Annotated in this window: 13 protein-coding genes; 3 read left to right on the top strand and 10 right to left on the bottom strand. The window is 46.7% G+C overall.

Annotated features, from left to right (window positions below; all coding sequences use genetic code 11):
* Positions 1 to 40 precede the first annotated feature (40 nt).
* Together GXP75_RS13280 and GXP75_RS13275 are read left to right on the top strand one after the other, a co-directional pair.
* Entirely contained in the window at positions 41 to 943 is a 903-nt protein-coding gene (locus GXP75_RS13280; RefSeq protein WP_242556998.1) for a YegS/Rv2252/BmrU family lipid kinase, read from the top strand.
* Between the two features lie 119 nt (positions 944 to 1,062).
* On the top strand, positions 1,063 to 1,440 hold the full coding sequence (locus tag GXP75_RS13275) for a hypothetical protein (RefSeq protein ID WP_003325507.1): 378 nt from the start codon (positions 1,063 to 1,065) through the stop codon (positions 1,438 to 1,440).
* An 85-nt stretch (positions 1,441 to 1,525) separates the two neighbouring features.
* Here the strand turns inward: GXP75_RS13275 and GXP75_RS13270 are convergent, their stop codons facing one another.
* The 8 genes from GXP75_RS13270 to GXP75_RS13235 form a co-directional block, all read right to left on the bottom strand.
* Positions 1,526 to 2,788: a dihydrolipoamide acetyltransferase family protein gene (locus GXP75_RS13270; RefSeq protein WP_242556997.1), complete on the bottom strand. Its 1,263-nt coding sequence runs from the start codon at positions 2,786 to 2,788 to the stop codon at positions 1,526 to 1,528.
* A 23-nt stretch (positions 2,789 to 2,811) separates the two neighbouring features.
* A complete protein-coding gene (gene bfmBAB / locus GXP75_RS13265; RefSeq protein ID WP_106033466.1) occupies positions 2,812 to 3,795 on the bottom strand; it encodes a 3-methyl-2-oxobutanoate dehydrogenase subunit beta in 984 nt (327 codons plus the stop codon).
* Between the two features lie 12 nt (positions 3,796 to 3,807).
* Positions 3,808 to 4,800, bottom strand: a complete 993-nt coding sequence (locus tag GXP75_RS13260; protein WP_242556996.1) for a thiamine pyrophosphate-dependent dehydrogenase E1 component subunit alpha — start codon at positions 4,798 to 4,800, stop codon at positions 3,808 to 3,810.
* 14 nt (positions 4,801 to 4,814) lie between these two features.
* Positions 4,815 to 6,239, bottom strand: coding sequence for a dihydrolipoyl dehydrogenase (lpdA, locus tag GXP75_RS13255; protein ID WP_242556995.1), 1,425 nt, complete (start codon positions 6,237 to 6,239; stop codon positions 4,815 to 4,817).
* A gap of 24 nt (positions 6,240 to 6,263) precedes the next feature.
* On the bottom strand, positions 6,264 to 7,355 hold the full coding sequence (gene buk / locus GXP75_RS13250; RefSeq protein WP_242556994.1) for a butyrate kinase: 1,092 nt from the start codon (positions 7,353 to 7,355) through the stop codon (positions 6,264 to 6,266).
* A 17-nt stretch (positions 7,356 to 7,372) separates the two neighbouring features.
* A complete protein-coding gene (gene bcd / locus GXP75_RS13245) occupies positions 7,373 to 8,467 on the bottom strand; it encodes a branched-chain amino acid dehydrogenase (protein WP_003325501.1) in 1,095 nt (364 codons plus the stop codon).
* An 11-nt stretch (positions 8,468 to 8,478) separates the two neighbouring features.
* Positions 8,479 to 9,384, bottom strand: coding sequence for a phosphate butyryltransferase (yqiS, locus tag GXP75_RS13240; RefSeq protein ID WP_242556993.1), 906 nt, complete (start codon positions 9,382 to 9,384; stop codon positions 8,479 to 8,481).
* Between the two features lie 124 nt (positions 9,385 to 9,508).
* The gene (locus tag GXP75_RS13235; protein ID WP_242556992.1) at positions 9,509 to 11,587 is read right to left on the bottom strand and encodes a sigma 54-interacting transcriptional regulator; all 2,079 of its coding nucleotides are present in this window, start codon (positions 11,585 to 11,587) and stop codon (positions 9,509 to 9,511) included.
* 151 nt (positions 11,588 to 11,738) lie between these two features.
* Here GXP75_RS13235 and GXP75_RS13230 point away from each other — a divergent pair, with 151 nt between their 5' ends.
* The gene (locus tag GXP75_RS13230) at positions 11,739 to 11,981 is read left to right on the top strand and encodes a DUF2627 domain-containing protein (protein ID WP_003325497.1); all 243 of its coding nucleotides are present in this window, start codon (positions 11,739 to 11,741) and stop codon (positions 11,979 to 11,981) included.
* 73 nt (positions 11,982 to 12,054) lie between these two features.
* Here GXP75_RS13230 and prpB read toward each other — a convergent pair whose 3' ends face one another.
* Both prpB and GXP75_RS13220 read right to left on the bottom strand, forming a co-directional pair.
* Positions 12,055 to 12,960 carry a methylisocitrate lyase gene (gene prpB / locus GXP75_RS13225; RefSeq protein ID WP_242556991.1) on the bottom strand — a complete coding sequence of 302 codons (906 nt, stop codon included), beginning with the start codon at positions 12,958 to 12,960 and terminating at the stop codon, positions 12,055 to 12,057.
* A gap of 18 nt (positions 12,961 to 12,978) precedes the next feature.
* Positions 12,979 to 14,412: a bifunctional 2-methylcitrate dehydratase/aconitate hydratase gene (locus GXP75_RS13220; protein ID WP_277990744.1), complete on the bottom strand. Its 1,434-nt coding sequence runs from the start codon at positions 14,410 to 14,412 to the stop codon at positions 12,979 to 12,981.
* Positions 14,413 to 14,422: the final 10 nt, after the last annotated feature.

The following is a 14,422-nucleotide window of genomic DNA, read 5'->3' as shown; positions in this document are numbered from 1 at the left end:
GATAAAAACGGGAAAAATATGATAAGGAAGGAGCATTTGTATGAGTTATCAAAAAGCTTTATTAATCTATAACGGAAATGCCGGCAAAAAAAATACAGAAAAAACGCTTGGCTCCGTCGTCCCTATCTTATCTCAATCTATAGATGAATTAATCATCAAGCCGACGAGGCGAAAAGATGATGCCTACCAATTTTGCAAAACGTTAGATGAAACGATCGACATATTATTTGTCCTCGGCGGAGACGGCACTGTCCATGAATGTATAAACGGAATTGCGGCGCTCGATAAAAAACCTGCAGTAGGGATTTTGCCCGGAGGCACGTGCAATGATTTTTCGAGAGAACTTGGCATCCCCCAAAACCTTCAAAAGGCATCAGAAGCGCTTGTGTCAGGGAAAAAAATCAGCGTGGATGTGTGTAAAATGAATGACCGCTTCTTTTTGAATTTTTGGGGGATCGGTCTTATTACAGAAACATCAAATAATATAAATGAAACAGAAAAAGCGCTTTTTGGGAAGATCAGCTATTTTACAAGCGCATTGCGGACGGTGTCATCAGCACAGCCCTTCCCTGTAAAACTGAACATTGACGGAGAGGAGCGGGAGGATGAAGCTGTTATGCTACTGGTGATGAATGGACAATATATCGGCACAAACCGCATTCCGCTTCCAGACGCCAGCATCACTGACGGTTTAGCCGATATCCTCATTTGCCGCAGCACAAACCTTACCGCATTACGCGAGCTGATGAATATGGAACAGGGCACTTTTGAGAATTTTGCCGGAGAGCTGTCTTACATTCAGGCATCGAAGGTGAAGATTGAAACCGAAAGTGAGATGAAGGTTGATACAGATGGTGAGGTGTATACCCATACGCCCGGCGTCATTGAAGTGCTCAAGCAGCATATTGAAATGCTGATTCCGCAAGAAGAAACTGAAGCGTAAGCATATTTCACCTGAGCTTTGAGGGCTTGGGTTTTTTGTTTGGATCGATATAGGCAAGTTCCCAATTCCCTGCTCCTTTCATAATATAAAGCAGAACGTATCATGAAAGGAGTTTTTTCATGTTTCCTTATTATTACTATGATCCTTATGCGTATGATTCTTATGGGTACGATCCGTATCGGCAGCCGACTTTACCAGCGCCTCCCGGATTTGGCGGACAGGGGCAGGGCCAGCAAGGTCAGTTCGGACAGCCGCCATCTGGGCCTCCTCCCAGTTATGTTCCGCAGCAATCAACGTATGCAATAGACCCCGGCGGAATCAGAGGCTGCTTATACCGTTTCACTTACATCCGCTTAGAAAACGGCAGAAGATTTTGGTTTTATCCGGTGTTTGTCGGCCGCCGTTCCATCGCGGGCTACCGCTGGAGACCGCGCCAATATAGATGGCAATACTTTGGAATAGACCTTGATGAAGTCTCTTCTTTCAGCTGCCACTAAAGACGAAATGCACTCACTGGCTGAGTGCATTTTTTTATCCAATAAAAAATCTCCTTTTGCCTTGGCAAAAGGAGACCACACTTTCTTAATAAACCGATGTCTTTTCGTCAATGGTTTCTAGTATTTGCTTCACTCGTCCGAGGAATCGGCCGCAAACGAGTCCATCAAGCACTCTATGGTCCAGAGACAGACACAGATTGACCATATCTCTGACCGCAATCATGCCATGCTCCATGACAACCGGGCGTTTGACGATGGATTCTACTTGAAGAATCGCAGCCTGCGGGTGGTTGATAATACCCATGGATTGGACAGAACCGAATGACCCCGTATTGTTAACGGTAAATGTTCCTCCCTGCATGTCGTCTGCTGTGAGCTTGCCGGCTTTCACTTTCTTTGCAAGGTCAGATATCTCTCTCGCAATTCCTTTGATTGTCTTCTCGTCGGCATGCTTAATGACAGGGACAAATAACGAATCCTCTGTAGCGACTGCTATTGAGATATTGATATCTTTTTTCTGAATGATCTTGTCACCCGCCCACATGCTGTTCATCTGCGGGAATTCTTTTAACGCTTGAGCCACCGCTTTTACGAAGAAGGCGAAAAAGGTCAGATTGAAGCCTTCTTTTTGCTTAAATGCGTCCTTGATGCTGTTTCGGTATGACACCATGCTTGTGACATCCACTTCCATCATTGTCCAAGCATGCGGAATTTCCGTTTTGCTTCTTTGCATATTAGAAGCAATCGCTTTTCTGACACCTGTAACGGGGATTTCTATATCTCCTGCTGCAGACGACGGCTGAGACGGCTGCTTTTTTTCCGCTTGTTGCGGTGCCGCTTCAGCTGTTTGAGGCTCTGGCGTGTTTGTTTGCTGCTGCACGCCGGAGTCCACGATACGCTGAATATCTTTTCTCGTGATTCTGCCGCCCGCGCCTGTTCCAGTGACTTGTTCCAAATTGATGCCGTGCTCTCCGGCAAGGCGAAGAACGGCAGGTGAGTAACGTTTTTTACTTGATTGGTTATTAGCCGCAGGGCTGTCAGCCGCTTCGGTTTCTTTAGGCGCTGAGACGTCCTGCTTTTCAGGTGTTTCTTCTGCATTTAGCGTTTCTTCTGTTTCTATCTTGCAGATCACTTCACCGATTTGCAGCGTCTGCCCTTCTTCCCCCACCAGCTCTGTGATTGTGCCGGTAAAAGAGGATGGGACCTCTGCATTTACTTTATCTGTCATGACTTCCGCAATCGGATCGTATTTATTCACTTTATCTCCGGAAGAAACAAGCCATTTGCTGATTGTTCCCTCCGTCACGCTTTCACCGAGCTGCGGCATTGTCATTTGTTGTATTGCCATGATCATGACCTCCTTACGTCTGTTTAAAACTCCGCCAATTCGCGCATTGCCGCTTCTACTTTATCCGGGTTCATCATAAAGTATTTTTCCATTGTCGGGGCATAAGGCATGGCCGGAACGTCCGGACCCGCAAGCCGTTTAATCGGCGCATCCAAGTCAAACAGGCAGTTCTCGGAAATAATCGCCGCCACTTCGCTCATGATGCTGCCCTCTTTGTTATCTTCCGTAACCAAAAGGACCTTCCCCGTTTTTGACGCGGCTTCAATAATCGCTTCTTTATCCAATGGGTAAACCGTTCGCAAGTCCACGACATGTGCAGATATGCCATCCTTCTCGAGACGCTCTGCAGCCTGTAAAGCAAAATGCACACACAAGCCGTAGGTGATAACCGTGATATCGTCACCTTCGCGTTTTACATCGGCCTTGCCAATCGGCAATGTATAATCCTCCGCAGGAACCTCTCCCTTTATAAGACGGTACGCCCGCTTATGTTCGAAAAACAGCACGGGATCTTCATCACGAATGGCAGCTTTTAAAAGGCCCTTCACATCATACGGAGTGGAAGGCATAACGATTTTAAGCCCAGGCTGGTTCGCAAAAACGGCTTCTACCGACTGAGAGTGATAAAGCGCGCCATGCACACCGCCTCCGTAAGGGGCTCTGATGACGATGGGACAATTCCAGTCGTTGTTTGTGCGATAACGAATTTTAGCCGCCTCAGAAATAATTTGGTTGACCGCCGGCATGATAAAATCGGCAAACTGCATTTCTGCGATCGGGCGCATGCCATACATGGCAGCTCCGATCCCTACGCCGGCGATGGCTGACTCAGCAAGCGGCGTATCCATCACACGCTCACTGCCAAATTGGTCGTACAGGCCGGCCGTAGCTTTGAACACGCCGCCTTTTTTTCCTACGTCTTCACCGAGCACGAAGACCTTTGAATCTCTTTCCATTTCTTCTTTCATTGCCAAATTGACGGCATCTATATAAGACATTACAGGCATTTTAATTCCCCCTTACTCCGCATAAACGTTATCGAGCGTGGACTCTGGAGCTGCGTAAGGCGCTTTCTCCGCTTCGTCTGTCGCTTGATTAACGATCGTCATGATTTCTTCAAGCATTTTTGTCTCCGTTTCTTCTGTGAGCAGCCCAGTTTCTTGTAAATAGGCTTGGTAATTGAGAAGCGGATCATTTTTTCGTGCTTCTGTGACTTCTTCCTTGGTTCTGTAGCTCATGTCATCGTCGTCGCTGGAATGGGGTGTGAGGCGGTCAGAGACGGTTTCGATCAGCGTCGGCCCTTCCCCTCTGCGAGCCCGCTCTCTTGCTTCTTTTACAGCTTGATACACAGTCAGCGGATCATTGCCGTCTACCGTGACTCCCGGCATGCCGTATCCGATAGCGCGATCTGAAATCTTCTCGCATGCAACCTGCTTATTATACGGAACAGAAATGGCATATTTATTGTTTTCACACATAAAGATCACCGGCAGCTTATGGACCGCTGCGAAGTTGGCTCCTTCATGAAAATCGCCCTGATTGGAAGATCCTTCTCCAAATGTGACGAAAGCGGTGATGTCTTTTTTCTCCATGCGTCCTGCAAGAGCGATACCGACCGCATGCGGAACCTGCGTTGTAACCGGTGAAGAACCGGTCACAATTCGATTTTTTTTCTGCCCGAAGTGACCCGGCATTTGCCGCCCGGCGGAATTCGGATCAGCCTCTTTGGCAAATCCGGACATCATTAAATCCATGGCCGTCATTCCAAATGTTAAGACGACTCCCAAATCTCTGTAATACGGTAAAATATAATCGTTGTCTCTATCAAGCGCAAATGCCGCTCCGACCTGAGCCGCTTCCTGTCCTTGGCATGAAATGACAAACGGAATTTTCCCCGAGCGGTTTAACAGCCACATTCTTTCGTCAATCTTTCTTGCTAACAGCATGGTTCTATATATATCAATGGCTTCATTATCTGAAAGTCCTAATGCTGTGTGCCGATTTTTACTCATTCAAGTTGCCTCCTTTAAAAATGAATGGCTTTGCCGTCTGCAGCGAGAGCAGCTTCTCCGATCGCTTCCGAAAGCGATGGATGCGGGTGGATCGTATGGCCGATTTCCCACGGAGAGGCGTCAAGCACCTTGGCGAGCCCAGCTTCAGAAATCATATCAGTCACATGCGGACCGATCATATGTACCCCGAGAATATCATCGGTATCAGCGTCGGCGACGATTTTGACGAACCCGTCAGTTTCTCCGTGAACCAAGGCCTTGCCTATCGCCATAAACGGAAACTTCCCTATTTTGGTCTGATAACCGTTCTGTTTTGCTTCTTCCTCTGTCAGTCCTACACTTGCAGCTTCCGGGTTTGAATAGATGCACTTTGGCACAAATGCAGGATTAAGCGGAAGCGGTTCTAAACCGGCGATATGCTCGGCGGCGATGATGCCTTCACGGGATGCGACATGGGCAAGCTGCAGCCCTCCGATTACATCACCTATCGCGTAAATATGTGATTCTTTTGTTTGATACGTATCATTGACAGAAATGACTCCGTTTCCTGTCACGATATCGGTATTTTCAAGGCCGATTCCCTCGACGTTCGCCTGTCTGCCGACGGATATAAGCATTTTTTCAGCGCTGTATGTTACAGTTTCGCCGTCTTTTTCCGCTTGGATGCTGACTCCGTCTGTTTTTGCAGTAAAGGAATCAGTCAGCACTTTCGAACCTGTTGCAATCTCAATGCCTTTTTTCGCAAGCAGGGTTTGCATTTCTTTTGAAATGTCTTTGTCCTCTGTCGGCAATATTCGATCAGCATATTCGATAACAGTCACCTTCACTCCAAAATCGTGAAGCATTGATGCCCATTCGATGCCGATGACGCCTCCGCCGACAATAATGATAGATTCCGGAAGCTCTTTCAATTGAAGCGCTTCGTCAGAGGTCAGAATATACTTTCCGTCCGCTTCCAGCCCCGGAAGCATCCTCGGCCTTGAGCCCGTTGCGATAATGACATGTTTCGGGATGAGCATATCATTGTCTTCACCGTTGTTCCGCTCCACAGAAATCGTTCCCGGCATCGGCGAAAAGATGGAAGGGCCCAGAATACGCCCGTACCCTTCGTATATATCTATTTTCCCTTTTTTCATGAGATGTTGGACGCCGCTTGCCAGCTTATCTACGATCTCTTGCTTACGGTGCTGCACCTTTTCAAAATTGAGGGAAACATCCGATGTTTCAACCCCAAATTGAGCCGCTTCGCGGGACGTTTTGTAGACCTCTGCGCTTCTTAACAGGGCTTTACTCGGTATGCAGCCTTTATGAAGGCATGTTCCGCCGAGTTTTTCCTTTTCCACCACGGCTGTTTTTAAGCCGAGCTGCGCCGCTCTGATGGCGGCGACATAACCGCCTGTTCCGCCTCCGAGAATGACTACATCATACTCTGTCGCCATGTGACACACTCCTTTTTTAAAAACTTATTCATTCGGATATCGTTTCGATTGTTCTTCACCAAGCAAAACCCTAAGCGCTCCTTGCGCCAATGACTGGAGCTCGTTTTCTCCCGGATACACCAAAACGTCAGATATCCAATCTATGTATGATCTGATACTGGAAACAAAGCTTTTTCCGTAAGCCAAGCCTCCCGTCAGTACGATCATTTCAACTTCACCTTTTAACACGGCGCTTGCGGCTCCGATCTCTTTTGCCACCTGATACGCCATCGCGTCATAAATTAAGCGCGCTTTTTTGTCGCCGCTCTGAATCATGTTTTCAACTCTGACTGCATCAGTTGTATCAAGATATCCTAAAAGCCCGCCGGTACCTACCAGTTTCTTCATTATATCCTCTCTCGTATACTTCCCCGAGAAACAAAGATCTACAAGGTCCCCCGCCGGCACTGTACCGGCACGTTCAGGACTGAAGGGGCCTTCTCCGTGGAGTCCGTTATTGACATCGGCCACCTTCCCCCGGTCATGGACGCCGACTGTTATGCCGCCGCCCATATGCGTAACGATCATTTTCATGTTTTCATAACGTTTTCCAAGAGATGCCGCCGCTTGCCGGGCGACCGCTTTTTGGTTCAAGGCATGAAAAATGCTTTTGCGTTCGATTTCAGGCATACCTGAAATTTTGGCGAGTGCTGACATTTCATCCACCACAACGGGATCTACAATGTAGGATGGGATATTTAACCCATCTGCAATTTCTCTGGCAATGATCCCGCCAAGATTTGACGCATGCTGGCCGGCATATCCGCTTTTCAAATCTTCAATCATCGCATCATTCACTTCATATGTGCCGCCTTCTATCGGCCGAAGGAGGCCGCCCCTTGCACAAACGGCATCAAACTTTGAGATATTGATGCCCTGTTCATGAAGAGACTCCAATATATGGCGCTTGCGAAATTCATATTGATCAATGATGCTGTGAAAGCGTTGAAGCTCTTCTGCGTTATGCCTCAGTGTTACTTCAAAAATACATCGTTCATTATGAAAAACACCGATTTTCGTGGATGTTGAGCCTGGATTTAGAATGAGAATGCGTTTTTCATTATTTAGCACTTTCAAAACCTCCAGATGATATCTTAGCGTCTGCTTAATATATGATGTCCGTTTTGGAGAAACTGGCTTCTGGACCGGCGCATCCGTGCAATTCTCTCTTCAGCCAAACGGTCTGCCGCCAAATAAGAAGGAATGCCGTCACGTGTTGAAATATCCAGAACACGTTCGATGTTTCCGTAAATTCCTTCTACCTTCTTCATCGCACGGTCCGCATTATATCCGTAAAGCTCATCAGCTACGTTGATGACACCGCCAGCGTTAATTACGTAATCCGGCGCGTAAACGATGCCCATTTCGTGAATTTGGTCGCCGTGGCGCGCTTCCTTCAGCTGATTATTCGCTGCGCCTGCAATGACTTTTGCTTTCAGTTGTTTAATCGTGCTGTCATTGATTGTCGCTCCAAGGGCGCACGGTGCATAAATATCACAGTCTTGGGAATAGATATCATCGGGATCAACAGCGCGTGCGCCAAAATCAGCAACAGCGCGTTCTACCGATTGTTTATTGATATCCGTCACAATTAAATTTGCTCCTTCTTCATGAAGATGGCGGCAAAGATTATACGCAACATTTCCCACTCCTTGAACGGCGATTGTTTTGCCTTCAAGCGAGTCAGTGCCGAACGCTGCTTTTGCAGCGGCTTTCATCCCCTTATACACACCGTAAGCAGTCACCGGGGAAGGGTTGCCTGATGAACCGAATGCCGGGGAAATCCCTGTGACAAAGTCTGTTTCATCATGGATGATATCCATATCTTCAACCGTTGTGCCTACATCCTCAGCCGTGATATATCTGCCGTTCAGCCCTTGTATATAGCGGCCGAACGCGCGGAACATTTCTTCATTTTTGTCTTTGCGCGGGTCCCCGATAATGACTGTTTTACCTCCCCCGAGATTTAAGCCGGCTGCCGCATTTTTATACGTCATGCCTCTGGCCAGTCTGAGCGCATCTTCTATAGCTGCTTCTTCATTCTCATACGTCCACATTCTTGTTCCCCCAAGCGCAGGGCCCAGTGTTGTATCATGGATAGCGATAATTGCTTTTAATCCGGACTGCTCATCTTGGCAAAACACCAATTGTTCATAATCGTATTGCTCCATATATTTAAAAAGTTCCATATCATTTCCTCCTAAAGATTGTGTTCCTGTGATGCGCATAACGCGAGCGCAAGGGAATACAGTTTATTTTCCGCAGAATCTGCTCTGCTGGTTAAAGCAATTGGCGCCTTCGCACCGATAATGGCGGCGCCTACCTTTGCTTTTGCAAAATAAATCAGGGACTTATATAAAATGTTGCCTGCTTCAATCGAGGGAACCAGGAGAATATCCGCGCGGCCCGCCACATCTCCCGTAATGTTTTTATGAGCCGCCGCAAGTTCAGAGACAGCGTTATCCAAAGCAAACGGACCATCTACAACGCAGCCTTTGATTTGTCCGCGTTTACACATTTGTGCCAAACTGGCCGCATGAAGCGTCGCCTCCATCTTCGGGTTGACGGTTTCAACAGCGGCAAGAGCGGCCGCTTTTGGATTATTATTCCCTACCGCACGTGCGACATGAACGGCATTGAGCAAAATCTGCCGAAGCTCCTCCAAAGAAGGCGCAATATTCATAGCTGAATCCGTTACATAAATCAGTCTGTCAAAGCCCGGAATTTCAAAAGCCGCGACATGGGAAAGAACATGCGAAGACCTGAGTCCGTCCTGTCTATTCAGCACTGCCTTCAGCAATACCGATGTCGGCAAATTCCCTTTCATTAACACATCTGCGTGCCGGCTGCTCACAGACTTCACCGCGATTCTCGCTGATTCTTCGGGAGTATCAGCATGGATCATATCAATATGGTGACTTGATATATTATGAGATGTAATGAGATCTTTCAGTTTATCACTGTCACCTACAAGTAAAAATCTGGCTGACAGCTGTTCTGCCGCAAGTTTCACAGCTTGCATCACTTCTGAATCCTCTGCATGAGCTACTGCAATTGTTTTGTTTTTGTGCAGCGATGCTTTTTCAATCAAATCTTTCAGCTTCATCAGTTACCACCTTTCCTGCTCCGTGTCAGGTTTATATCATGCAAGTTTTGTGCCATCTTTGAAAAGCCGGTGTCTTTCTAAGCTAAAAAGCACATCGTGCAGCTGATTGCGTTTTGTCTGCATGTTATTGCATGCCATCATTTGCAAGACCGTATTTGTCCATTTTGTAATATAAATTCCGAATACTGACGCCAAGGGCTTTTGCGGTTTTCGTCCGATTATAGCGATGTTTTTCCAGCGTTTGCTGAATCACGTGCGCTTCAAACTTTTCGACCGCCGAGGAGAGTTTTTCCCCCTCAATGTCAGGGAATGGAACGCCTGCTGCCTGATCGGTTCCGCTTGCTTTTTTCTCCGTTTCGAACACACGCAAATGATCTTTTTCAATGTATTCCATATGAGGATTCAAAAATATCATTGCTCTGCCGAGAACATTTTCAAGCTCACGCACATTTCCAGGCCAATGATAGGAAGAAAGAGCGCGCAAGGCATTCGCAGTCAGCCCCTTTACATTGCGGCCGTAATCTTGATTGATTTTTGAAATAAGGCGTACGCTTAAATCCTCTATGTCCTCCATTCTTTGCCTAAGCGGCGGAATAGAGATGGGATAGCGATTGATTCGGTAATAAAGGTCTTCACGAAATTTTCCGTCAGCCATCGCTTTCTCAATATTTACATTCGTCGCGGCGATAACCCTGACATTGACGGGAATCGCCTTTGTCCCGCCGACTCTGACGATTTCTTTTTCCTGCAAGACGCGAAGCAATTTGGCCTGCGTGTTTTGCGTCAGCTCTCCTATTTCATCCAGAAAAATACTGCCGTTATTCGCTTCTTCAAACAGCCCTTTTTTCCCGCCTCGCTTCGCTCCCGAGAAAGCACCATCTTCATACCCGAACAATTCAGATTCAAGCAGGGTTTCTGAAAGCGCCGCGCAGTTCACCCGAATAAATTTGTTGTATTTCCGATCGCTGTCATTATGAATGGCATGGGCAAACAACTCTTTTCCCGTGCCTGATTCCCCCCGCAGCAAAATCGTTGCCGGCGTTTTCGCCCCAAGCTTGGCCTGTTCGAGCGCGACCAGCATTTGTTCACTTTTTCCGATGATGTCGTCAAACGAGTATTTCGCTTCCAGTGTGCGGATAATTTGTCTTGCCCGGTTGAGTTCAGCGGTCAGCATTTTGATTTCCGACACATCATGAATGACACCTACACTGCCTTTTAAAATTCCGTCCACAATAACCGGCGCTACATTGACGATGACATCCTTTTCGTTGGGGCCGACTTTCATTCTGACGCCCCGCACCGGTCTTCTTGTTTCAAGCACCTTCAAATGCATGCTCTCCCCTTCGGAAATGTCCGTATTCGCGGGTTTTCCGATCACTTCCTTTTCAGAAAGACCGGTCATTTTTGTGTAGGCTTTATTAATTAAGAGACCTGTCCCATTCTCATCGACGACGGAAATGGCTTCGTCCGAGGATTGAAAGATTGCCTCCAGCATCGTGCGGACTTCTTTTAAATTTGTCACTTCCTCCGCAAGCTCCACTGCGTCGGTTATATCTTTAAACACACACAGCGCTCCGAGCAGCGTGCCGCCTTCATCAATGATAGGCAGTCTAGTCGTGACAATTTGAAGGTGATCGCCTAAAAGCTGTTTTTGGTTGTATTCAGGTTCTCTTGTTTTTAAGATTCGGTGCAGTTTCGTGTTCGGAATCACATCTTTGATAAGCCTTCCGATCACTTCTTCACGTTTTTTTCCAAGTATTTTTCCAGCCATATGGTTAAACAAAATGATTTCTTCGTTGATATCAATAAAAATCATTCCGTCATGGGTGGAATTGAAAATCCGATCGTGCTTATATGTTTGATCCTTCAGCATCTGAATGAGCTGCTGCTTTTCTTCCATGAGCTGAAACATCATATATGCCATCTTTCCCGGAATTACAATGGTCTGCTTATGTTTTTCCCGGAGCAGCTCTTCCAGCACAGCTTTATCGCCTGTGGTGTTGATCACAATATCAAGTTCACTTTTTATGTAGGGTTTCCAATCTGATGAAGTGGCGATTCCATATTTCTCAGCTTCTTTTAAACCAGCCGCCTCCGGGTTTTGGTCAACAACCGCAATTACATGAATAAGATTTGTTTTCATCAATATATGTAAAAGCGCTGTTCCCCCTTTGCCAGCACCTATAATCAGCACCTTCTGCATCCCGATACCCCTTTGTATGAAAAAATTTGCATACCTATTTTTTCCGTTGCAATAATTTGCACAACCCTATGTTACCACGTTTTCTTCACTTGACAAAATATTTTTTCCGCTGGACAATAAAGGAAATGATAAGATAAAGGGGTTTTTCTGAATGGGTCGACTCATTGCGCTTTTGATTTTAGTGATCCCCGGGGCTGTTTCCGCTCTCGGCATTAAGCTCATGAGGGATATGCTGTTCGGCAATTTATTGCGTCCGTTTCCTTCCCTCTGGCTTCAAGGCTTATCAGGGTTTATCTTTTTTCTGTTCGGCCTTTATATTTTAGCCGGCTTTATTCTTTTCAGAGACAGAAAACGCAATCAGGTCAGCCCGCGATTCAGAAAAAGAAAACTGTAAAAAAGGTTCTTTCGGCTTGAAAGAACCTTAGTCAGCAGAGACCTGCCATGGCCTCTGCTTTTTTCTATCCCTGTCATTCCTCAGTTAATATCGTCTTTGCGATTGATTTATCTAAGTCCTCATAATCATGATAAAAAATCGTATCATACAATTCTTTTCTTGTTTGCATCTCCAGAAGCCCTTCTTTTTGTGATCCCTGTTCCTTGATCAGCCGAAACATTCGCTCAAATGCCTTTGCGGCAGTTCGAAGTGATGTTACCGGATAGATCACCATTTGAAAGCCCATATCTTCAAATTCTTCCGCATGATAATAAGGTGTTTTTCCAAACTCAGTCATATTCGCAAGCAAAGGAGCGGTGATACGCTTGGCGAATTGACGGAACTCTCCCTCTGATTGAAGCGCCTCCGGGAAAATCGCATCGGCGCCTGCTTCGATATATGCGGCTGATCGTTTGATGGCGGCGTCAAGCCCCTCTTGGGCCCGCGCATCTGTACGAGCCACGACAACGAGTGATGGCGCGACTTGTTTGATCGCTTTTATTTTTTGCGCCATTTCTTCTGCTGAAACAAGCTGTTTGCCGTTTAAATGACCGCATTTTTTAGGGAGCTGCTGATCTTCAATTTGCACGGCAGCCACGCGCGCTTCCAGCATTTCACGAGCGGTGCGGGCGGCATTCAATACACCGCCGAAGCCTGTATCAATATCCACAAGAAGAGGCAGATCGGCGGCCCGCACAAGATCTTTCGCTCTTTCTGCCATTTCAGACGATGTGACGATTCCTAAATCAGGGAGGCCCCTGCTGGCCGTATAGGCAGCCCCCGATAAATATATAGCGGAAAAGCCGGTTTGTTTTGCGATAAGAGCGGCCATCGCATCGTGTGCACCGGGAATTTGCAATATGCCCGGCGCTGACATAAGCGAACGGAATCGCTGCGCAAGCTCTTCTTGCGTTGACTGCTGATTGACAATCCACGACATGTTAAATCCTCCTTTTGCCTATAAAAACAAATCAATAAATTCGTTTACGCTCATAGCAGCCAGTTTTTCATGGTCCGTGCAGTTCTCATAAATGTTTCGCTGCTGTTTTTGAGAGAAATGTGTTTCAATATTAGCTGAAAATTTTTCTAATAGTTTAGGAACCGCTTCTTCTCTCCGGAAACGATGCCCCAATGGATATTCACATTCAATCATGTCAGTGCTCGTTCCGTCTTTAAAAATAACTTGAACAGCGTTAGAAATCGAGCGCTTATCCGGTTTAAGGTAGTCTGTTGTGTACGCCTTATTTTCGGTGACTTCCATTTTTTCTCTTAGTCTGTCTATTCTTGGATCACGCGCCGTTTCATCCTCATAATGATCTGCCGTAATGTCACCGTGGATTAACCCAATGGCGGTAATGTATTGCAGGCAATGGTCACGGTCTGCCGGGTTGTGAAGCGGACCTTTTTTGTCAATAATTCTGATTGCTGATTCGTGTGTATTGATGAGAACCCGGTCTATTTCATCAAGGCGGTCCTTCACATGCGGATGGAGAATGACAGCGCACTCCGCCGCGGTTTGCGCATGGAATTCTGCAGGATAGGAAACTTTAAATAACACGTTTTCCATGACATAAGAATGAAGCGGACGGGCGAGTTTAATCTCTTTCTTATTAAATAAAACGTCCTGAAAGCCCCAGCCCGGAGCAGTCAAAGCTGTCGGGTAACCCATTTCGCCTTTTAACGCCATAATAGCTAAGTGAACGCCTCTGCTAGTCGCGTCACCAGCCGCCCACGATTTTCGCGAACCGGTATTTGGTGAATGCCGATACGTGCGTAAACTGGAATTATCAATCCACGCATGTGATAAAGCATTATTGATTTCTTCTCGTCCCCCGCCTAAAAGCTTTGTTACGACTGCTGCCGTCGCCACCTTTACAAATAAGACATGGTCAAGCCCGACGCGGTTTAAGCTGTTTTCTAACGCGAGCACACCTTGGATTTCATGGGCTTTAATCATCATTTCTAATACTTCTCGTACGGTTAAAGGTTCTTTTCCTTCACTCAGCCGCACTCTTGATACATAATCAGCCGCCGCCAAGATTCCGCCTAAATTATCCGATGGATGCCCCCATTCCGCTGCGAGCCACGTATCGTTATAATCGAGCCAGCGGATCATACATCCGATATTAAAGGCAGCACGGACAGGATCAAGCACAAACGGTGTTCCGGGAACTCTGCTTCCGTTAGGAACGACTGTTTCAGGAACAATCGGTCCGAGCAGTTTTGTGCATTCGGGATAATTCAATGCCAATATACCGCAGCCAAGCGTATCAATCAGAACATGGCCCGCTGTCGTAAACGCTTCTGAACTTGTAATCTCTTGATGTAAAACGTAGTCTGTCATTTCTTCTATTACTTTATCCATTTGATGAATTTCGTTCGTTTTTAACATTATCCCATCT

The sequence above is a fragment of the Bacillus sp. HU-1818 genome, from assembly GCF_022695965.1.
Taxonomy (GTDB): domain Bacteria; phylum Bacillota; class Bacilli; order Bacillales; family Bacillaceae; genus Bacillus; species Bacillus atrophaeus.
This window is presented reverse-complemented; position numbering and strand designations above follow the sequence as displayed.

Coding starts and splice junctions, on each gene's coding strand:
- GXP75_RS13280 (WP_242556998.1), top strand. CDS start 41: ATGAGTTATCAAAAAGCTTTATTAATCTATAACGGAAATGCCGGCAAA.
- GXP75_RS13275 (WP_003325507.1), top strand. CDS start 1,063: ATGTTTCCTTATTATTACTATGATCCTTATGCGTATGATTCTTATGGG.
- GXP75_RS13270 (WP_242556997.1), bottom strand. CDS start 2,788: ATGGCAATACAACAAATGACAATGCCGCAGCTCGGTGAAAGCGTGACG.
- bfmBAB (WP_106033466.1), bottom strand. CDS start 3,795: ATGCCTGTAATGTCTTATATAGATGCCGTCAATTTGGCAATGAAAGAA.
- GXP75_RS13260 (WP_242556996.1), bottom strand. CDS start 4,800: ATGAGTAAAAATCGGCACACAGCATTAGGACTTTCAGATAATGAAGCC.
- lpdA (WP_242556995.1), bottom strand. CDS start 6,239: ATGGCGACAGAGTATGATGTAGTCATTCTCGGAGGCGGAACAGGCGGT.
- bcd (WP_003325501.1), bottom strand. CDS start 8,467: ATGGAACTTTTTAAATATATGGAGCAATACGATTATGAACAATTGGTG.
- yqiS (WP_242556993.1), bottom strand. CDS start 9,384: ATGAAGCTGAAAGATTTGATTGAAAAAGCATCGCTGCACAAAAACAAA.
- GXP75_RS13235 (WP_242556992.1), bottom strand. CDS start 11,587: ATGCAGAAGGTGCTGATTATAGGTGCTGGCAAAGGGGGAACAGCGCTT.
- GXP75_RS13230 (WP_003325497.1), top strand. CDS start 11,739: ATGGGTCGACTCATTGCGCTTTTGATTTTAGTGATCCCCGGGGCTGTT.
- prpB (WP_242556991.1), bottom strand. CDS start 12,960: ATGTCGTGGATTGTCAATCAGCAGTCAACGCAAGAAGAGCTTGCGCAG.
- GXP75_RS13220 (WP_277990744.1), bottom strand. CDS start 14,412: ATGTTAAAAACGAACGAAATTCATCAAATGGATAAAGTAATAGAAGAA.